This window comes from Paenibacillus maysiensis, from assembly GCF_000520815.1.
Classification (GTDB): Bacteria; Bacillota; Bacilli; order Paenibacillales; family Paenibacillaceae; genus Paenibacillus; species Paenibacillus maysiensis.
In genome coordinates this window covers 25,271-44,952 of record NZ_ASRY01000109.1, presented here as the reverse complement: position 1 = coordinate 44,952, position 19,682 = coordinate 25,271, and the positions used below count along the sequence as shown (strand labels likewise).

The 19,682-nt window shown below is 44.3% G+C and carries 17 protein-coding genes and 1 pseudogene; 12 read left to right on the top strand and 6 right to left on the bottom strand.

What is annotated here, in order from left to right; genetic code table 11:
• Window positions 1-38: 38 nt before the first annotated feature.
• On the top strand, window positions 39-296 hold the full coding sequence (locus L696_RS0107645; RefSeq protein ID WP_025683120.1) for a DsbA family oxidoreductase: 258 nt from the start codon (window positions 39-41) through the stop codon (window positions 294-296).
• Window positions 297-375: 79 nt separating this feature from the next.
• On the opposite strand, the gene L696_RS0107640 is transcribed toward L696_RS0107645, so the two are convergent.
• Both L696_RS0107640 and L696_RS0107635 read right to left on the bottom strand, forming a co-directional pair.
• On the bottom strand, window positions 376-999 hold the full coding sequence (locus L696_RS0107640) for a TetR/AcrR family transcriptional regulator (protein WP_025683119.1): 624 nt from the start codon (window positions 997-999) through the stop codon (window positions 376-378).
• Window positions 1,000-1,112: 113 nt separating this feature from the next.
• Window positions 1,113-2,021 (bottom strand): arginase family protein, encoded by a 909-nt coding sequence (locus L696_RS0107635; RefSeq protein ID WP_025683118.1) that lies wholly within the window; start codon window positions 2,019-2,021, stop codon window positions 1,113-1,115.
• Window positions 2,022-2,561: 540 nt separating this feature from the next.
• Here L696_RS0107635 and L696_RS31400 point away from each other — a divergent pair.
• From L696_RS31400 to L696_RS0107620, 3 genes are all read left to right on the top strand, one after another.
• A complete protein-coding gene (locus L696_RS31400; RefSeq protein WP_134902189.1) occupies window positions 2,562-2,747 on the top strand; it encodes a hypothetical protein in 186 nt (61 codons plus the stop codon).
• A gap of 189 nt (window positions 2,748-2,936) precedes the next feature.
• Window positions 2,937-3,632: a response regulator transcription factor gene (locus L696_RS0107625; protein ID WP_025683116.1), complete on the top strand. Its 696-nt coding sequence runs from the start codon at window positions 2,937-2,939 to the stop codon at window positions 3,630-3,632.
• A gap of 3 nt (window positions 3,633-3,635) precedes the next feature.
• Window positions 3,636-4,895 carry a HAMP domain-containing sensor histidine kinase gene (locus L696_RS0107620; RefSeq protein WP_025683115.1) on the top strand — a complete coding sequence of 420 codons (1,260 nt, stop codon included), beginning with the start codon at window positions 3,636-3,638 and terminating at the stop codon, window positions 4,893-4,895.
• Here L696_RS0107620 and L696_RS0107615 read toward each other — a convergent pair.
• Entirely contained in the window at window positions 4,826-5,797 is a 972-nt protein-coding gene (locus L696_RS0107615; RefSeq protein ID WP_025683114.1) for a Fic family protein, read from the bottom strand. The genes L696_RS0107620 and L696_RS0107615 overlap by 70 nt on opposite strands.
• A gap of 497 nt (window positions 5,798-6,294) precedes the next feature.
• Between L696_RS0107615 and L696_RS0107610 the strand changes: the two genes are divergently transcribed.
• The 3 genes from L696_RS0107610 to L696_RS0107600 are packed head-to-tail and all read left to right on the top strand — an operon-like array spanning window position 6,295 to window position 8,527.
• Window positions 6,295-7,059 carry an amino acid ABC transporter substrate-binding protein gene (locus tag L696_RS0107610; protein WP_025683113.1) on the top strand — a complete coding sequence of 255 codons (765 nt, stop codon included), beginning with the start codon at window positions 6,295-6,297 and terminating at the stop codon, window positions 7,057-7,059.
• Window positions 7,060-7,099: 40 nt separating this feature from the next.
• The gene (locus tag L696_RS0107605) at window positions 7,100-7,759 is read left to right on the top strand and encodes an amino acid ABC transporter permease (RefSeq protein WP_025683112.1); all 660 of its coding nucleotides are present in this window, start codon (window positions 7,100-7,102) and stop codon (window positions 7,757-7,759) included.
• 15 nt (window positions 7,760-7,774) lie between these two features.
• Window positions 7,775-8,527, top strand: coding sequence for an amino acid ABC transporter ATP-binding protein (locus L696_RS0107600; protein WP_025683111.1), 753 nt, complete (start codon window positions 7,775-7,777; stop codon window positions 8,525-8,527).
• A gap of 336 nt (window positions 8,528-8,863) precedes the next feature.
• Here the strand turns inward: L696_RS0107600 and L696_RS0107595 are convergent, their stop codons facing one another.
• Window positions 8,864-9,154 carry a DUF6809 family protein gene (locus tag L696_RS0107595; RefSeq protein ID WP_025683110.1) on the bottom strand — a complete coding sequence of 97 codons (291 nt, stop codon included), beginning with the start codon at window positions 9,152-9,154 and terminating at the stop codon, window positions 8,864-8,866.
• Between the two features lie 374 nt (window positions 9,155-9,528).
• Here L696_RS0107595 and L696_RS31820 point away from each other — a divergent pair.
• Window positions 9,529-9,657: pseudogene (locus tag L696_RS31820) on the top strand (helix-turn-helix domain-containing protein); the annotation flags it as partial.
• A 60-nt stretch (window positions 9,658-9,717) separates the two neighbouring features.
• Here L696_RS31820 and L696_RS0107590 read toward each other — a convergent pair.
• Window positions 9,718-10,263, bottom strand: a complete 546-nt coding sequence (locus tag L696_RS0107590; protein WP_025683109.1) for a GNAT family N-acetyltransferase — start codon at window positions 10,261-10,263, stop codon at window positions 9,718-9,720.
• 847 nt (window positions 10,264-11,110) lie between these two features.
• Here L696_RS0107590 and L696_RS0107585 point away from each other — a divergent pair.
• The 4 genes from L696_RS0107585 to L696_RS0107570 all read left to right on the top strand — a co-directional run bounded on the left by L696_RS0107585 (window position 11,111) and on the right by L696_RS0107570 (window position 18,349).
• Window positions 11,111-12,055 (top strand): copper amine oxidase N-terminal domain-containing protein, encoded by a 945-nt coding sequence (locus L696_RS0107585; protein WP_025683108.1) that lies wholly within the window; start codon window positions 11,111-11,113, stop codon window positions 12,053-12,055.
• 4 nt (window positions 12,056-12,059) lie between these two features.
• Window positions 12,060-15,275 carry a DUF5704 domain-containing protein gene (locus L696_RS0107580; RefSeq protein WP_025683107.1) on the top strand — a complete coding sequence of 1,072 codons (3,216 nt, stop codon included), beginning with the start codon at window positions 12,060-12,062 and terminating at the stop codon, window positions 15,273-15,275.
• A gap of 175 nt (window positions 15,276-15,450) precedes the next feature.
• Complete coding sequence (locus L696_RS0107575; RefSeq protein WP_025683106.1) at window positions 15,451-15,789, top strand: hypothetical protein; 339 nt, start codon at window positions 15,451-15,453, stop codon at window positions 15,787-15,789.
• Between the two features lie 112 nt (window positions 15,790-15,901).
• Window positions 15,902-18,349, top strand: coding sequence for a rhamnogalacturonan lyase (locus L696_RS0107570; protein ID WP_049827305.1), 2,448 nt, complete (start codon window positions 15,902-15,904; stop codon window positions 18,347-18,349).
• A 145-nt stretch (window positions 18,350-18,494) separates the two neighbouring features.
• On the opposite strand, the gene L696_RS0107565 is transcribed toward L696_RS0107570, so the two are convergent.
• A complete protein-coding gene (locus L696_RS0107565; protein WP_025683105.1) occupies window positions 18,495-19,544 on the bottom strand; it encodes a substrate-binding domain-containing protein in 1,050 nt (349 codons plus the stop codon).
• Window positions 19,545-19,682 lie beyond the last annotated feature (138 nt).

The window sequence follows — 19,682 nt, the reverse complement described above, 5'->3', positions numbered from 1 at the left end:
GCGTGCGGAGCTGAAAAAGCGCGAGGAATACGCTCCACGTGCTGGAAAGCACGCAATATGCGGATGAAGTTCGTGCAGATGGGCGCGAAGCAAGCAATCTTGGAGCTACAGGTGTACCTTTCTTTGTCATCAACCGCAAATATGCGATTTCAGGTGCACAATCAAGTGAAGTGTTTCTGGAGGCGCTGCAAAAAGTATGGGACGAGGAACATCCGCTGATGACGTTAGATACAACTCTAAACCAAGAATCAGGCAATGTTTGCGAGGATGGTTATTGTACGCCAAAAAACAGCTGACGGAGGCGCCATTAAAGTAATCGTAAAACAGCGGCAGTCTAGGACTTTATTTTCTCGTCCATAGCTACCGCTGTTTCTTTTACTGGAGCTCTTTGGGATTTAATGCTTGGCGAATCAGTTGATTGAATTGACTCATATGGTGATCGAAACTAAATTGTTCGTCAGTGGCTGTACGTGCAATAAGGCCGTCAATCAGCGCATACAACCAGAGAGAAAGGGTCTCCACATCATAATCTGGATCTACTTGTTTTTCATGAATAGCACTTGTAAGCAGATTCTTGAATGATTCGCGCATGATGATATCACTTTGATTGAAGACATGTCGCACACCCTTATTGCGTGAAGCTTCAGCCAAAATTTCGATCCATAATCTCTGGTCCATAGGATATACGGGATTACTGACACAACTAGTTATAATCGTCAGAATCTGTCCGAGAGGATCTTTTTCGGTTTCTTTAAATTCCATTTTGGCCAAGGCATGGCGCTGTTCTTCTTCCACCAATGCAATAATAAATGCATCTTTACTTGGAAAGTGGCGGTACAGATTCCCTGCACTCATTCCTGCTTCTTTTGCAATTTCGACAATGCCTGTTTTGTGAAATCCATTGCGTGAAAAACATCGAACAGCAGCCTCGATGAGCAAGCGTCTGCTATCGTCTTTTTGTTTCATTCGTTTCGATTTAGGCGGTTCAGAGTTATTCATTGTACTTCAAATGTACAGGGATACCTTCTTGGCTCTTATCCCTGCAACCTCCTTGTTTCTCGAAATAATGTACATCCATCATACCATGTACATTACCATAGTCTGCATTTGGATTAAAGTGTATTAAAGACTGGACGCTCTTTATTATCAATATCTCCAAGCAGAGGTAAACGAGACAGCATGTTCGCCAAGAAATAAGAGTCCCAAGGGAAATGTTCGGTGATCCCTAGACCGACTACATCATAGGATTTGGCTACATCTTGCAAAACTCGGATAATGGTTTCCATACTTGATCCTTGTGGGAAGCTTTTGGTGTATTCTTCGTATGTTCCCGGATAAGCAACCAGAATAGAGCGGAATTCTTTCATATCCAGTACATCCAGATCAAAATGAATAATAATCTTGGACGGTTTTTTCTCAGCTAGCCATTGGAGCACTTTAGAACTATCCTTCTTAATTTCATCGGGACCTACAATATCTAATTTCATGTTTTTCATGGGCTCTGAGTGAAGAGCATCGATCATGTCGTTCAATCCTACATATAGGATTTGTTCAGGTTTAAAAAGATGAGGCACCTCTGCAACAAATTCCTGATCACCTACCCCAAGCAAATTGGCAAGAACATGAGCATGATGGTTTTCAAAGTCTTCAGGGATCGAGACATCAGGGTGAGCATCTACCCATAACAGAGCAACATCTCCATCATATTTCTCATTCAAATAAGAAAAAGGAGCAAGTTCTACACTGCAATCCCCTCCAAGGACAACGATACGTTCAGGGTTATGTTTATGAATTAGACTTTTGGCTGATCTAGCTTGTTGTAACACGGTACTTTTGGCAATTATACCTTGTTCTTTTTCTACATTAGGGTTCATATCGACGGGTACTTCTTCAAAAGGACCATTAGACTTGGGAGCAAGCCAGTTTAACAAGTGAGCTCCCAGAACGTAAGGAGGATTGTTCCCTCCTTGCCATTGAGGGAATAACAAACGCAGTGTACGGCTTGTATCCATTTCATTCATAAGACATTTCTCCTTTTATTTAAGTTAGTGATCGTTCATTCACTGAAAATGATACAAGATTACTTTTTATATTGCAAACCCTAAATAACAGGGAATGCCTATTTGAAATTATGCTGATTATACAATGACAATCATGAAATTCTAAAGGAAGCTTTTTTATCTTTTATTATTTTTGACACTCTTGATCAATACTATAAAGAAAACAAAAGAAGTGTATAGCAAATGAGAAAATTTTTTTTGGATATAGATGAACTAGATCGGATCACATTTGTAATGGCTCCCCAAAGGTCATTTTTATGAACGCTATTTCGAAGAATACTTAGTAGACTTAAAGCTTAACTGGACTAGAATAAGTTCTATTTTGTATCACAGCATTGAACTTGATAGTTTAGAGGACTACAAAAAGAAAGTACACCAAAACCGGATAAGCGCCGAAGACGAGCAGATCTACAAGTGCCGCGCTCAAGCCATTGAGCGTAGCTTGCTGATGCCAAAAATCTACACGGGTACCGTCGTTGCCGAATGCGGGGCAAAGCCAAAATGCAGCAACAGGCGTTGATGACAGAATGTGAAGAAAATAGCCCGACATTTAGTCCGAAAGGGAGCCTGCCTTCTCCATTTGGGCATGAACAACAGAAAATTTTCCCTCACTGGGCGTGGCTTAGAAATAGGCTTTCTCAACTTAAAAATTATTCCACATTGGTTGATGATTTTTGGGACGTTTAATGGGTGAACCAGAGTTGTCTTTAATAAATTTTCCACTAAACAGCTTTGTGAAAGATATCTTTCATGATACAGTGGAAAAACGGTGTAGTTTTACCGCCGCCATTTTTTTGAAAAACGGAATTGTATGGAGTTCTGTACGATAATAAGTAAGCATTTTAAAAACTTTCTTGAATTAAACTGAGGTGCTCAATGAATCGAATTTTACTGGTTGAAGATGATGATAATTTGGTGTTCGGTATTGAATATACTTTAACAAGTGAAGGATATGCCGTTGTTCTTGCCGGTAGCTTGGAAGAAGCCAGAAAGGCATTAAAGACAGACAACATCGATTTAATTTTGTTGGATATAAATTTACCTGATGGTTCAGGGTATGACCTGTGTAGGGAAATCCGTGCATTATCTCAGGTTCCCATCATTTTTTTGACAGCTTTGGATGAGGAGACAAATGTTGTTGCTGGTCTTGATTTGGGAGCAGATGATTATATGACCAAACCGCTCCGTACCAAAGAACTTCTCTCTAGAATGAAAGCCGTATTAAGGCGCAATCATAAGCCCACGGATGAACCGAATAGATGGATATCCGACGATATTGAAGTTCGAGTTCTAGAAGGAATTGTTCTTAAAAACAATCAGGAACTTTTATTGACGGGGCTGGAATATCGATTGCTATTGATGTTAATGACTCACCCCAAGCAAATTTGCAGCAGAAGTATCATCCTTAACAGTCTGTGGGATATGTCAGGAGAATTCATCGATAACAACACCCTTTCAGTTCATATCAGAAGGTTAAGAGAGAAGATCAAGGATGTTCCTGCGGTACCGAGATACATCATTACCGTTCGAGGAGTCGGATATAAATGGAATGCAGATATTGTAGGGAGATAAACCATGAATGAATTCGTCCGTAATCCAGAGTGGAAGTCTATTACTGTTAAAGCGATCGTATTACAAGTTATGTTAGCGGTAATCATATTCTTTTATATGAGTTATCAAGTCAGTCAGATCAATAAGGCCGTGGTTAATCAAAATGCTGCATTGATTGGTTATGTTTTGAAGCAAGCTCCTCAACTAGAAAATGAAATTATCCACTTTATCACTCAGGGTGCACAAGAAGATGAAATCGTAGAGGGAAAACGCAGCCTGGCTCAATATGCATATAAGGAAGATATGCCCGTAAACGATCAACCTGTACTCTCGGATAACGCCTTACCCATGAAAACGGCGACTCAGGTTTTGCTTTATAGTATTCCATTACTGCTGTTATTGGGATGGGAATACCGCAAAATATTTAACAAGATTCGAACCATAACCTTTGCAGCGGAGCAGGTTGTTGAACATCAGTTTGATCAACCGCTTCCCGAGAATGATGAAGGAGACTTTGGCGCATTAGGACGAAACTTTAACGCGATGGCCGAAAGGTTACACAACAGTCTTCGGCAACTCCAACAAGAGAAAATGTTTCTACGCAACCTGCTTTCCGATATTTCGCATCAGCTCAAAACGCCACTAGCAACCCTCATCGTTTTTAATGAAAATTTGCTAAATGATCCTCATATGAAGGAAGAAATGAGAACGAAATTTCTGGATCGAGGCCGTCAACAACTAGAGCGAATGGAATGGCTGATTATCAGTTTACTGAAGATGGCACGGGTTGAAGCCGGAGCAATAACGTTCCTGATAGAACGCGTTCGAGTAAGAGAAATGATCGATCATGCTGTACATTCGTTGCGAATGTTATCCGAGCAAAGGAAGCAGAAGATTCACATTCATGGTGGAGAAGATATGTATGTTTGGGCGGATGAAGAATGGCTAACAGAAGCCTTGATTAACTTGATTAAAAATGCACTGGAACATACGCCACTAGAGGGAGGAATTGATGTTATTTTAGAAAAAAATTCATTATTCCAGACAGTAATCATTCGAGATCAAGGAGAAGGCATTTCCCCAGAAGATTTGCCTCACATTTTTGAACGATTTTATAGAGGGAGAAGAACGACAAAGCCACAAAGTCTTGGCATTGGCTTGTCCTTATCCAAGTCTATTATTGAAGAGCAAGGCGGTATGATCACCGTTGTAAGTCAGTTAGGGCTAGGAACAGAATTTAGAGTTTCGTTTAATAAATGGGATAGTAGAGGAAGCTTACAATAGAATACCAATTGACGGAATAGTGTACGTTGCTGTATGTCCAGTTTACGGATCAGTTCAGGTTCTACCCTGAGCAGCTCGCTATTTTTTTGTCGAACGATCTCTGCTGCTTCTGAGTATACTTCGGCCAATCCACTCAAAAAGTACTCCAACCAAACAGTTATATCTGCATCATTTCGACCAAAATAATAGTTATGGGAAAGCTTCATCTGCAAAGCACGGTAATAATCATTTAGGTTTCGATCGTAGAAATTTTCCAAAACGAACAATCCTTTCAGACCATAACCCCCTCTACGCAAAATGTACGTAGCGATCATACGAGCAGTTCGTCCGTTGCCATCCATGTACGGATGAATAGTTAGAAACTGCCACATGGCTGTTCCTGCTTGAATTGGAGCAGCTAAATTCACATTATGCGGCGAATTAACCCATGCAATCAAGTCTTCCATCAGAACGGGAACATCTTGAGACTCCGGCGGGAGATAAAAACCTGCTTGATTGCGGTCGCCGACTTTATTTTGTTCATTACGGTATTCGCTCAGTCTAGGTCTGCGTCCATGTACTACTTTGATGATAGCATGTAGTTTTTTAATCCATTCTTCGGTGATGGGCAGTTCACGCTGCTCCGACTCATCTAGAAATTCAATGGCCTTCATCAAGCTATAAACCTCTTGCTCTTCGTCGTTTTTACTAGATTTATAAAGAACCTTCCGCTTTGCTTCATTGTCCAGTGTGTTACCTTCCATTTTGGTTGAAAGTAGTACAGTCACCTCTTGCGCTTCTTTTTTTAATTCCTCAAGAATCGTTGCCGGAAGTGGAAGCTGTTCTACAACTACGCTGGAGCGTTCTATTTTCAGTAAATCATTAATCATCGACGACGTAATGGTATATCTCGGTTTAAACATTATAAAACCTCCTTCTCACTGATTTATAACACATTTGCCGCTAAATTACCGCAAATCAATATATTTATGTAACTGTCCCTTAACGATTTCAGGAAAAGTCAAAAAAGTATAGAAGCATTACGGCGGTTGCGAGCGGAGCGGGCAGAATTGTTCTGAAGAAGCGAAGCGTTCGCTTTTGTCCCGGATTTTAACCTTTACAGGTTGTATAAAATAATAAAAATCCGAGGGCGATGGCGATCGGAAGAACAATCTGTACGCGCAGCGCCTACCAACCGCAAGAAAGCTTCTCATACGTTTAGGTAAGGTTTTACATTATAGAACCTTGGTCAAATTTTCGTCACAGTTTTTCCATTATTATAAGGCTAAGATTCCGCTTATTCCTCTCGACGAGTATCCTGCGGTATGTTATGATGATACTCTGATAACGTGTTAACGAACTAAAGCGTTTGCCGCCTGTCCTTTAGGATAGGGAAGTTACCATTGCTGGAGGGAATAAAATGAGAAAAACAGCCATGTTCACAATGATGATTGGATTGATTATGATCGTTTTAGCCGGATGTTCCGGCGGTAAAGATAACAGCAAGCTGATCATCGGAATTGATGATAAATTTGCACCGATGGGTTTTAGAGATGAAAATAACGAGCTGACCGGATTTGATATTGATTACGCCAAGGCGGCTGCGGCGCAGATGGGTAAGCAAGTGGAATTTCAGCCCATTGACTGGTCTACCAAAGAATCCGAGCTGAACAGCGGCCGTATTGATCTGATTTGGAACGGATATACGATTACGGATGAGCGCAAGGAAAAAGTGCTGTTTACGAAGCCGTATCTGAAAAATAGTCAGGTGATCGCGCTTCCGGTCAAATCCAATCTCACGAGGCTGGACGATTTGGCGGGCAAAAACGTGGGTCTTCAAACATTGTCCTCGGCAGCCGATGCACTAGATGCGAATCCGATCAAGAGCAAGGTGAAGGTGTCTGAGTATCCCGATAATGTGCTCGCTTTGACCGACCTGAAAACTGGACGTTTGGATGCGGTTGTCATTGATGAAGTGGTAGCCAAATACTATATGTCCAAAGAGCCAGGAACGTATAAGCTGCTTGATGAATCGCTGGCCCCTGAGGAGTATGGCATCGGCGTGAAAAAAGGGAACGATGAGCTGCTGACGCAATTGCAATCTGCTTTGGATGAGCTGCACAAGAATGGCAAAGCTGCTGAGATTTCGAAAAAGTGGTTTGGTGAAGATAAAGTTTTGAATTAATACGTAGCGTATTGAACTAAGGGTTTAGGAGTCGAAGGTTATGAGTATGGATTATATTTTACGAATTATGAAGCCTATGCTCGAAGGGGCGCAGATGACGGTTATTTTATTTTTTATCACGCTCATCTTGTCCATTCCGCTGGGATTTATCGTTACGTTGCTAGCGAAAAGCCGAATTAAGCCTATTGCCTGGCTGATGCATACGTACATTTATGTCATACGGGGCACACCGCTTTTGCTGCAATTGCTGTTCTTTTGCTTTGGTCTGCCGATGTTGCCTGTGATCGGGGAGTATCTGGTTCTGGACCGGACAACGGCTGCGTTGCTGGCGTTTGTGCTGAATTATGCGGCTTATTTTGCTGAAATTTTCAGAGGCGGGATGTTGTCGATTGATAAGGGGCAATACGAAGCTTCACAAGTGCTGGGCCTGAGCAAGTCGCAGACGCTGATTAGAGTCATTGTGCCACAAATGGTACGGATTGCTTTGCCTGCGGTCACGAATGAGGCGACAACATTGGTCAAGGATACGGCTCTGCTATACGCGGTAGCTGTACCGGAACTGCTGCATTTTGCGAATACGGCTGTGAACCGTGATTTTACGATTGTGCCTTATTTTGTAGCGGCTATGATCTATTTGTTGTTGGCTTTGGTGCTGACGCTATTCTTTAGAGCGCTGGAAAAACGTTTTAAATTTGAGTAAAAGGAATGTCGGGATATGAACACTAACGCAATTGAAGTAACCGATTTGAAAAAATCGTTCGGCAAGCTCGACGTTCTGAAAAGAGTGAGCTTTAATGTTAAGGCGGGCGAGGTTGTAGCTGTCATCGGTCCTTCGGGTTCAGGAAAAAGTACCATGCTCCGTAGTTTGGTACACCTGGAAGATGTGACGGGCGGGACGATCCGCATCCATGATAAAGCACTGGTGGAAAACGGTCAGTACGCTCCAGCAGGTGACATTAAGGGCATTACTACCGGGATGGGCATGGTGTTCCAGCATTTTAATCTGTTCCCTCACTTGACGGTGCAGGATAATCTGGAGCTGGCTCCGAAGCTGGTGAAAAAGGTTAGCAAGGCTGAACTGCGTCGTCAAAGCGCTGAGCTGCTGGCTAAAGTCGGCTTGGCGGATAAAGCGGATGCGTATCCATCCCGGCTGTCGGGTGGACAGAAGCAGCGTGTGGCGATTGCCCGGGCAATGATGATGAATCCCGACATTTTGCTATTCGACGAACCGACCTCGGCCCTTGATCCCGAGCTGACGGGCGAGGTGCTGCGTGTTATCAAAAAGCTGGCTGAGGAGCATATGACGATGGTCATTGTGACCCACGAAATGAACTTTGCGAGAGATGTGGCGGATCGTGTCATTTTTATGGACAATGGAGAAATTGCGGAATCCGGTACGCCGGAGCAGATATTCGGCAATCCCCAGCTGGAGCGGACAAAGGTGTTTTTGAATCGGGTGGAGGCTTAAAAAAATAGTTGTTCTCAGGGGAGACGCTGCGCGTGCAGATTGTTCTTCCGATCGCTCACGCTTCTTCAGAACAATTCTGCCCGCTCCGCTCACCGACCAGCTGTGCAGGCAACATGTTTTTAAGCAGAAAGTGTAGGGCAGGTATCAGGTCGTTAAGCTGACCCCGCCGTGGTCAAGGAACAACTGGCACAATACCAGTGGCAGAAGCGAAGTAAAAAGATTTGTATAAAGCAAAGCACTTCAAGGCAGAAGGTCAATTTTGCCGCTTGAAGTGCTTTTTCTTTTGAAGTCATCCGTTAAATCTTCCCATCATAATTGGTGCGGAACGCACTCGTTTCATGGTTTATTAATATTCGCAAATTCCTTCTCCCCGCTAAATATTTCAATCATCGTTAAGGCCCCCGTTCGATACCCGTGGATAAATGCTGCTGCGGAGTGCAGGGAAGTTGACTCGCTCAATAAATCAAACATGACTTCAATTTGCTCAAAATCGACTTCTGGTAATTTATTTTTCAATATCTCCATAAGATCACTAATCTTTTGATTCACTTTTTGAGACTCAGGTTCGGTTGACTTTATTTGTTCACTAGGACGCCAATTCCCATAATACATATCCTCCAAAATCATTTTCATTATGCCTCCCTATGAATACTATTGTGTTAAGTCTTTGTCCTCACGTAAATCCATCACCCAAGGCAAAGTATACGGCATAAGTAAGCTACATGTTGATATTTATGCGCTTTTCGCATAGAGTTTTTTAGTATATAAGCTAGCTAAAGATGTACATGAGGTGCCACTACGCGCCACTACGCGGTCGGATGGTGCTTCCCATCGCTGTTGCGCCCAGATTTCTTAATTAAGCTAAGAAGGTTGAAATCCGGGCACAAAGGCGAACGCTATCGCTTGTACAGCACCATTCCGCCCACTCCGTTCTTGTTCAACTTGGCTTATTCTTTAGTTCATTTTAAATAGATAAAGCAATAGACCTTGGCTAACTTCTTACGTATTCCCGATATGAAAATGGGAACCTGGACGTCCCGAGTGTTGTCTTGATCAAATTGGCGGATTTCCACAAAGTGAGTATCGACTTTATTCTTGATCAGACAGATAATCCTAAACGTTACAGGTAAAAAGGCATAACATGCAAAATAAAGCTCCCGTGATGATTCACAGGAGCTTTATTTCTGGAATTATTCATTAAATCGTCCCATCATAACTGTGTTGTGGTACTTACCGTCGGACAGAATTTTGTCCTTTTTTAATATACCTTCGCTCTCAAACCCCAGTTTTTTATACAGTGCAATGGCCTTATGGTTTGTTTCTAAAACATTCAATGCCATTTTTTGAATGCCATTGGAATCAGCCCAGTCGATAGATGCTTTCAGCAGATTTTTCCCCATACCATATCTCCAAAATTCTTTACATACGCAGACTCCAAATTCTACTTTATGAGCGAATCTATTTAAATAAATTCCTTCGCATCTTGAAAACCCCACGATTCGTTCACCAACTACAGCAACTAAAAATAAATTTCTTGGTTTTACAGTGTCCGTTTGTATAATCTGTTCAAACCCCGATGTATCTATAAATGCCTCCCCTTGCTCTCTATCCAAATTTTCTGTTTCTCCATCAATCTGTAATCTTAATTCAGATAAATCTGCCGCATCCTTGTCGATTGCCGATCTAACGGTATAATTTAGCCCATTCACATAAAATTCTTGCTTGTTAATGATCATGAAATATTCCATTCATATTGAGTTGATGTGTTCGACTTGTTCTATTTTTTAGTATAACTTTTATAATGAAAAAAGGAGCAGGAGGGGCTCCTTTTTCTTTACAAATCAAGAAGCTACAAGCCCTCTTTCCGCTCGGCTAAAAGCTTTCTAGAGGAAAGCTCGCATCGTAAGCATAGGCTATCCCCGGATTTTACCCTTTATAGATTCTATTCAATAGATAAATCCGGGGATAACAGCGATCGGAAGAACAATCTGCACGCGTAGCGCTCGCTGCCCACCGCCGTAACTCATCCCACTATAGGTTGAAATTATATATAAATCGGTTGAAAATGTTGATTTTACCAATGGAAAAGGATTTGTACATTGGAGTTGTAACGCTTACATTGCCGATTTTTACTGATAGTGGTTAAACAGGACGTGTATGAGCAGCTATATCAAACTGGCAGTTCAGGTTTGTATGAATGATATTTAAGATGTTTCGTGAGAAAAAAGTAATGTTTGATTTTTAGTCAGTTATGATTTATGATGGAAGAAATATTGGATGATGCTGGAACAATCATTATGGTTTGAACTGATATATTTATAGTTTATTGCGCGTGAAGCACACGGGCTGTTTCTTCCTTATAGGGGAGAGGCAGCCCTTTTTTGTTGAGATTTTGGGGAAATGTAGTGCGGCTTTTTTAGAATGCTTGATATTAGAAGTTTTTCTTATAGATTTTGTGATAGAGAAACCATATAATATATAAGTTGTATCCATTATTTTCCGAAAGTGGGGATGTGATAAGTTCGTGGGATTAGGACTGATAGTACATAGTTTATAGTTTAAGCAGACAAAGGGGATAGAGAGATGAGTATGAAAAAATGGATGTTGAGTTTGACCGCAGTCACATTGCTATGGGGAGCAACAAGTACAATTCCAACGACGGAAGCAGCAAGTAGCTCCAAACCGATTGAAGTATTATTGAATGCGAAAAAAATACAGTTTCCGGACGCTAAACCATTTCAGGATGATAATGATTATGTGATGGTTCCTATTCGTTTTGTATCCGAAGCGCTGGGGGCTAAGGTAGGCTGGGAGAAAGCAGGCGGTCAGTTGGCTGTGTCGATTAAGAATGACGTGCATTTGGTCAACATGACGGTGGGACAGAACACGGCTACCGTGGATGGACAGAGTAAAACATATGAGACGAAGATTATTTTGAAGCAGAACCGTACTTTTGTACCGCTACGGCTGGTAAGTGAAGGCTTAGGTCAGACGGTGGAATGGGATAAGATTAGCCGTTGGGTTTGGATTGGGAAGAAGGAAATTGTAGCGCTGGAGAATAAGGGACTTCAACCTGCGAGCATTGAACCGTATAAAAAAGCATTTGCGACCAATTCGTATCTTCTGAAAAAACCATACGGTGGAACTTACGATAAAGTAGTGATTTTTAAGCAATCTGATTTACCGATAAAGCTGCTTAGAGATATTTATTCTGTTGAGCCATACACTAACGCTAAGGGGACACCTTACTTGAAAGTGAGAGTGAAAACTGAGTCTACAACGGGAAGTATTTTCTTTATAACGAAATCCAATGAAACAAGACACCGATATGCTGTTGATCAGTTGACCACTGATAACGGAGATGGAACAAAAATGCAGTATTATCCGATCTATTCGTCGTCAGATGAATTGTTTCAAGGTGATAAAAATTACAAATCATTCAAGCTACAGGACGTTCAATATATTGGATTTCCTCTTGCATCGGAAGGTTACATCCCAATGATGGTCAACCCGTGGAAAGGTAATTAAGCGCATGAAGAAGACACAACGCATTCTGGCCGTATTGCTGGTGGGAGTACTGCTACTGTTGCAGCTCCCACCTTTTTCTTTTTCTACGAACAAGGCGGCAGCCGAGTCGGAAATTACACCACTGTCTTACTTTGCAGATAAGAATGATCGTTATTTTGTCGGCATGATGTACTTTGACATGTGGAGGAACACAGGTGGGGAATGGGTGACCCAAAAGAAGGAGCCTAACAAGCATATGCATGGTGAAGCCACGTTCAAGTACAAATTCCAGTTCCCGGGACGTAAAATAAAGAGCGTTGAAGCTTCACTGTATGAGCCGGAGAAAAATCAAGATAATCCTGACTATATCGAATATTTTAAGAAATCTCGGCAAGATGACTATTTGGATTACTTGTTTCCCATGAGTATTGGGACGACTAATAATGATATTCAGCCTTTCCAAAAGCAAGGTATTGGAACTGAATCTACTGTAATTCCTATTACTGTTAATATGATGCTCGATGCTGATAGTCCTAAAAATATAAAAGATGAATCTTGCCCTAACTGTGTTGAAGAAGTTAAGGCTTGGCGTATTTTTGTACCTGTCTTGTTTAAAATTCAGTTAGACGGCGGCCTGACCGTGAAGCATTATACCGAGACAGGAAAATCGCTTGACAACGTATTTCCACCACGCCACGAAGACCTGAAAGTTGGTCAAACGTATGATTTTACTCCAGGAAGTGATGAAAATTACGAATACGTGGGCTACAAGAAAAGCTCCACCGGGGCGCCTCCAAGTGGCAACATTACGCCCGGTCAGCTCCCGGCATTGACGTATGACGGCAAGTTTGAGCAGTACACGGTCAATCTTTACTACAAAGAGAAGGAGCCTCCTCCAGACACGAAATGTACCCGACCTACGCCTAGCGGTAGCCAGTCGGACAAATACCTTGACCCGATGGTTTCTGCGGTCATAAAGGCCGACCAGCGAGGCGCGTCACGCTTTGATGTAGCCAAGGGCATCCCGACCTCTGAAAGCCTGTATGGAAACGTGCTGGCCCGGAATTACCTGTTTCAAAACACCTACCAACAGCTCAAGGGCGAATGCACCTACAACGTCAAGCTGAAGCGCACGTATGATCTGGAATGGGAAGATATTAACGATACCCGGCACATGAAGGTCGTGGAATATTACAAATACGAAATTGTAAAACCGTACTCCTACTGGACGATCGACAACCTCGAGGTGTACGGTATCAAGAACGCGCAGCTACGCAACTATGCACTGCCGGGAGGTAGTATTACGATTCCACCACGGAATTACACGCCGCCGTCTGTAGAATCAGCGAACAACGGAAAATACTATCCGGCTCCTTCGCCGGGGATTATCGATGGGGGTTCACTTTATATTTATGGCGGCAAGAGTATGCCGAAGGTGCCCAATGAACAAAGGTCACTGGAGCCTGTGGCCCAGAAGGCTACACCAGACGTAGAAGTGGAAAACGATACTGTGAAATTCAACGGTCAGACGATCATGGAACATCAGCGTGTCAAGGAAAAGGGCCCGACTCCTGGCAAAATCCCTGAACCCGTAAAAATCGGTCCGGATACCCTCTATAGCCCGGGCCATGTGATTGAAAAGCACAAGATCAATAGGCCCAATACGCCTAGTAGCGGTGATATCACCTATGCGATTTTAAAAGGAAATATCAATGGCGGTGCAGATAAGACTTTGCCGATCCAAGGGATCAACACCGTGACCGTCCATACGCCCGTGGTGAATCTTTCAAGTGTGTCAGACGATGCGGCCCACAACCAGAAAACCCAACCGACGAAAGGCCGATCGGCACTCATTCTGGAACGTCCTTTCCGCGTGACGATTTCAACGGCGGGTCCGCATCTGAATATTCCCGGCTATGGTGATCGGGAGTATGCCAAATATGTGCGAACCAAGCAGGTGCGATTTCCGTTTGATGTGTACGACAAGGGGAAAACTCAATTCTATCCGCATGGAACCTGGATCGACATTCCGGTAAGGCAACTGGACACAGACTTCTATTTGCCCGTATGGGTGGATGAAGGGAATTATACCGTTGAGTTTCGTACGATTGCGGAAAACGCACCGGACGGGTTCACTGAGCAGCGTCATGCCAATACGGATATCGAGCATCATGTCGCCAATGATGTGGTAGAGATCGAGGTCATCGGACGGATGTATGATTTTCATATCACGGATATTGCCGACTACCATTGGGAGCGGGTGTTCCGACAGCGCAAAGGAAGTCCGGTGCATAGCGGACTGTCCTATTGGACGGGACTAGGGAACATCGACGGATTGCCAAGGGGGAATCAGGAGCCGTTTACCTTGCCTGTCCGTCCTGGCAGTCATCCGCATGAAGGCTACCAAAATGTGGCGATCAAGACAGGCTACCACTTCAAGTTTGACCTCAAAACCAAAGGGAATATGTTCAGCCCTAAGGATGGTATCCGCATCACGCCATCATTCTATTGGGTGAGCAAAGATGGGCGTCAGCGAGAAGAGGTGGAGCTGTATACACATGCGGGGAGCCGCAAGTTCATCCGATTGGGATCGGCGGAGGATCGGGAGAAGCGATATGTCATTTTAAATGAGAGGCTGCGCAATGTACCGACAGAGGAAATGCAGGATACAGCAGCCTATCAATACAAGCATGAGCTGAGTGAAGCACAGCGGAGCCAGTCGACGCTGGAACGCTATGTTTCCTTGTATGCCCAGCGTATCATGCGCAGCAAGACGTGGATCGGCCGTTACGATTGGCTGGTGCTGCCTGCGGCGGTGCGTACCTTGATCGGTCCCAAGACGGACCTGCCGGATGGAGTCGATGTCGACCGTGCCAATGCGTCGATTCAGCGCTGGTATGGCGAATATAGCTTGCCTGCTGATGTATACGTGGTTCCTAAAGGGACGGATTTACGTGAAGAAAGCCGTCGCCGGGAGCTAAACGAGCATGCGAGCATATTTAAGAAAACGGGCTACATCATTGTTAACTTCAATTTGGAGTCGCTCCGTCAGGGGGATACCGAGCATCCACATTTGCAGTATATTAACGGCCCGCTGCTGAACCAGTGGCAACTGGAAGGCTACCGGAGAGAAGTAAAAGACCCGTATGGACATACCTTTCTTTTACAGGATGGGGATGTAGCGTTTTATCATGCGGATCAGTCGAGCCGGGATGATTTTAGTTCCTTTGTTCCACATTAAGAACCCAAAAGAAGCTCACTTGATGGGAGATGCTTTTCATCCTTCGGTGAGCTTCTTCTATGCAAGCTGAACTAAAAAATGTACAAGTAAACGGAGTAGGCGGAATGGTGCTGTACAAGCGAAGCGGTCGCTTTAAAAGCGAGTTTCTTTCGCCCGGGCGTTGAAATTTGATGCGATGACGGGTACAGCTATGATTTCGTTGGGGGCTTTGTGCGGATTTACCGCTGGTCTGCTGAATCCATTTAATGTCGGCTTGGCACAGGCGATTGCGCAAATTCCTATTTTTTCAGGGCTGTGGCTTCGTGCCATCCTGTTGGTCATCTTGATCGGCATTACTCGCCAGACGACAGTGCTTGCTTTCCAATTGGGAGATGGATTTTCAAATATGATTTTGCCTACTTCCTCAGCCTTAATGGGGAGCTTGGCCGTATCGGGTATTCCGTATCAGAAATGGGTTCGTTTCTTTTGGCCGCAAACAACACGGATTTGTGAAGAGAAATCCCCGGATATTTAAACGCCTTTGGGAGAACTGCAAAACTATAATAATAAAGAATTTAAATTTTGTAAGCGCAATCATCTTGGCGTACTTGCTTGTCATCACAACACAATTGAGGAGGACGACTTGGATGGCTCAAAGGAAAGGCGCATGGCGAAGGGGGAGCTTGACCGCCGCGTTGGCAGCGATGCTGGCGATGACGGGTATGACTGAAGCGGTGGCTGCGGAAGACTTGCCCGAACCGACGACGCTACAGGCGGAATCAACAATCGCTGCTGAACAGAACCGTAGCGGCAGCATCCAACTGGAAAAGCTGGATCGGGGACTGATAGCTGCGGTGACGCAGGAGGGGGTATTTTTAAGCTGGCGGTTGCTGGCCCAGGAAGTGAAGGGCTACGGCTCAACAGGGCTGACGGGAGCAGACTTTAACGTATACCGTGACGGCAAGAAGATCGCGACGGTAACCGACAGCACCAACTATGTTGATAAGGAAGGAACCGGAAATGCAGTGTACAGCGTGGCTTCGGTCGTTAATGGGCGGGAAAAGGATCGCAGCGCCAAAGTGACGCCGTGGCAGCAGGGTTACTATGAACTTCCTCTCCAAAAGCCTGCCGATGGAGTAACGCCAGCAGGTGAATCCTATACCTATTCGGCCAACGATATGAGTGTGGGGGATGTGGACGGAGACGGGCAATATGAATTTTTTGTGAAATGGGACCCGTCCAACTCCAAAGATGTATCTCAAAAGGGGTATACCGGAAATACGTATGTCGATGCATATACGGTCGAAGGCAAGCTGTTATATCGGATTGACCTGGGTGTGAATATTCGATCAGGTGCGCATTATACACAGATGATGGTGTACGATTTTGACGGCGATGGTAAAGCTGAGCTGATGTTCAAAACGGCTCCGGGTACCAAAACGATTTCTTTTGATAAGAAGGGCAAGCCGAAAAAAGAAAAATATATTACCCTGCCTCGTGAGGATCGTAAAGCAGGGATTACGCACAAGGACGATTACCGTTTAAGTCGCTCGGATTATTATGAGCATGTGGTGAACATGTTTATGAACTGGACGAAGCATGAAGAAGTGGTCAAGGGACAATGGCCTGCTACGCTAGAGGAATGCTTTGGTATCGCTCCGAAGTATAATTATCCGTTATCTCGAAAGGATGCAGAAAGCCTGACAGACTACTTTATGGATGTATATGCGCCTGCACGGAGCGGCAAAAACAAGCTGAGAGAGTTCGAAGGCTTCATTGTGGATGGACCGGAGTATTTGACTATTTTCAAAGGAAAAACGGGGGCTGAGCTGGATACCGTCCGCTATGAGCCGGAGCGTTATGACGATGGGCTCAAGTGGGGCGATTACGCTATGGCCCGAATTGAACCCGCCAACCGTGTGGACCGCTTCCTGGCAGGAGTGGCTTATCTGGACGGACGCAAGCCTTATGCCGTATTTGCACGCGGCTATTATACGCGTTCCACGCTGGTCACCTACACGTGGGATGGACGCCATCTCCAAAAGCACTGGATGGTGGACAGCGGCTGGGCGCCGATGACGAATCCGTTTAACGACAGTCCGCACGGGCGTGACGGAACGGACTCGCAATTCGGTACTTTGACCACACAGGGAGCGCATTCGTTTAGCGTCTCGGATGTGGACGGTGACGGAAAGGACGAAATCGTGTACGGCGCCGCCACGATCGACCATGATGGCAGCTTGCTGTACAGCTCGTTTGATGTCATGCCTCCTGAAAGCGCGATTCCGGGCCAAACAGCTAGACTGGGACATGGCGATGCGCTGCATGTGACGGACATTGACCCGGATCGACCAGGTAAGGAAATCTTTATGGTGTATGAGGGCGGTATCTATGCTCCTTATGGTTATGCTCTAAGGGATGCCAAAACGGGCAAAGTCATTTACGGAGGATATTCCGGTAAAGATACAGGCCGGGGAATGATCGGTGATATAGACCCTGAACAGCGAGGGCTGGAAACCTGGGCCATGGGCTTGTGGACTGCTACGGGTAAACAGCTCGATACGAAGATGCCGGGCACCAATATGAATATCAAATGGGCCGCCGATATGACCACCCAAATCGTAAACGGAGCGATTGACGTGACTCCAACCATTGAGGACTGGAGACGGGGCACACTGTTGACCGCAACTGGAACTAAAACGAACAATTATACGAAAGGAACGCCATCGCTGGTTGCGGACGTTTTCGGAGATTGGCGCGAGGAAATGCTTGTCCGTACAGCGGATAGCTCGGCGATCCGTATCTATGTGAGCGCCGAACCTACAACACATAAATTATACACGTTGATGCATGATCCGCAGTATCGGGCGGACGTGGCCCGCCAGAATTCGGCCTATAACCAGCCATCCTATACAAGCTTTTACCTTGCATCCGATATGAATTGGGCGAATGTGCCGATTCCCAAGCTCTACACGCCAAGAGCTTTGATGGAGGAAGAGAGCAGTGATGAGGTGGATGAGGCAGAGGCAGAAGATACAGAGACAACGGAGGTAGAGATAAAGGAAATAGATGCGAAGGAAATAGAGGTAGAGTAAGACTAAGACTTTACCACATAAAATTAGTTAATGGGTTTAGAAAAAGGGCAAGCCTCTCAAGTATTTAGACGCTTGCCTTTTTGCGTTTTTAAAGCATTAACAGCAGCATAGAACGCGGAGCGTCGTTAGAACACCTCTTTTACTCCTACCCTTCTATTTGTAAAGCTGGAGTGGACTCTCTAAATATCGGCTCTGTTTTGATATGCGTGATTTGATAAGGTCGGGAAGGATCTTTGACCCGTGCCAATAGCATCTCAGCCGCCGTAATGCCCATCTCGTTATTGTAGATATGGACGGTAGATAAATGAGGCTCCACAATCCGGGATTCAGGAGCGTTATCAAACCCAAACACAGCAATATCCGCAGGAATTTTCAAATTTTTATTTTTGAGCGCTTTCATGACACTGACGGCAATAAAATCATTGGCGCACACGAACGCAGATGGTAGCACCTTCATGCCCTCCAATTGTTTATCCATCCAATCCGATTCGGAGAAAAAATTTCGGTCCTGATCGACGATACAGCAAGATAAATCCACATCTAGACCCGCTTCGATTAAAGCTCGGTTATATCCAATCCACCGCTCGTTGAAGCTTTTGCAATGCTTATAATTCCCAGCAAAACCGATCCGTGTAAATCCTTCATCAATCAGGCTTTTGGTGACAGAATAAACGCTATGTTCATTTTCCATCAACAATAAATCCGCTTTCAAATCAAGGTGAAAAATGTCCACAGAGCAATCAATAAAGATCGTGGGCAGTCCCAAATCCGTAATGAGCTCACTATATTGTGGATCAAACATTTCAATAAAAATGATTCCATCGACCTTGGAAGCTTCAAAATTGTTAGGAAGTGTTCCTGCATGTACTTCATTTTCCCGCACAATATGAATCGACAGGTTATATCCTTCTGCACTTATTCTTTTCTCCAGACCACTGATGAGGAAGGAGCCAAAATGTGAGCTGTTCGGCAGATTGCATGTGAACAGGGCAATGTTACCTTGATTTTTCGGGATGATGCTCTCCGTTTCCATATAGGCAAATTGCTTATATTTGAGTTCTATGGCTTTTTTTATGACCTTGTTCCGAGTATCAACCGGGATGCTGTCATTACCGTTAATCGCTTTGGACGCGGTATTTCGGGAGATTCCCAAAGCGTCAGCAATGTCTTGAATGGTGACTTTTTCTTTCTTCATAGACAGGTTCCACCTTCACTAATAAATGGATTGCTTGAGAGATACAGTTGCCTCTTACGGCTCTCCGTTCAGACCTTAATGTATCTTAAATGTATAATAGTTCGCATAAAATAGCAACTTTTACATTACAAATGAACA

Coding starts and splice junctions, on each gene's coding strand:
- L696_RS0107640 (WP_025683119.1), bottom strand. CDS start 999: ATGAATAACTCTGAACCGCCTAAATCGAAACGAATGAAACAAAAAGAC.
- L696_RS0107635 (WP_025683118.1), bottom strand. CDS start 2,021: ATGAATGAAATGGATACAAGCCGTACACTGCGTTTGTTATTCCCTCAA.
- L696_RS31400 (WP_134902189.1), top strand. CDS start 2,562: ATGCAGCAACAGGCGTTGATGACAGAATGTGAAGAAAATAGCCCGACA.
- L696_RS0107625 (WP_025683116.1), top strand. CDS start 2,937: ATGAATCGAATTTTACTGGTTGAAGATGATGATAATTTGGTGTTCGGT.
- L696_RS0107620 (WP_025683115.1), top strand. CDS start 3,636: ATGAATGAATTCGTCCGTAATCCAGAGTGGAAGTCTATTACTGTTAAA.
- L696_RS0107615 (WP_025683114.1), bottom strand. CDS start 5,797: ATGTTTAAACCGAGATATACCATTACGTCGTCGATGATTAATGATTTA.
- L696_RS0107610 (WP_025683113.1), top strand. CDS start 6,295: ATGAGAAAAACAGCCATGTTCACAATGATGATTGGATTGATTATGATC.
- L696_RS0107605 (WP_025683112.1), top strand. CDS start 7,100: ATGAGTATGGATTATATTTTACGAATTATGAAGCCTATGCTCGAAGGG.
- L696_RS0107600 (WP_025683111.1), top strand. CDS start 7,775: ATGAACACTAACGCAATTGAAGTAACCGATTTGAAAAAATCGTTCGGC.
- L696_RS0107595 (WP_025683110.1), bottom strand. CDS start 9,154: ATGATTTTGGAGGATATGTATTATGGGAATTGGCGTCCTAGTGAACAA.
- L696_RS0107590 (WP_025683109.1), bottom strand. CDS start 10,263: ATGATCATTAACAAGCAAGAATTTTATGTGAATGGGCTAAATTATACC.
- L696_RS0107585 (WP_025683108.1), top strand. CDS start 11,111: ATGAGTATGAAAAAATGGATGTTGAGTTTGACCGCAGTCACATTGCTA.
- L696_RS0107580 (WP_025683107.1), top strand. CDS start 12,060: ATGAAGAAGACACAACGCATTCTGGCCGTATTGCTGGTGGGAGTACTG.
- L696_RS0107575 (WP_025683106.1), top strand. CDS start 15,451: ATGACGGGTACAGCTATGATTTCGTTGGGGGCTTTGTGCGGATTTACC.
- L696_RS0107570 (WP_049827305.1), top strand. CDS start 15,902: ATGGCTCAAAGGAAAGGCGCATGGCGAAGGGGGAGCTTGACCGCCGCG.
- L696_RS0107565 (WP_025683105.1), bottom strand. CDS start 19,544: ATGAAGAAAGAAAAAGTCACCATTCAAGACATTGCTGACGCTTTGGGA.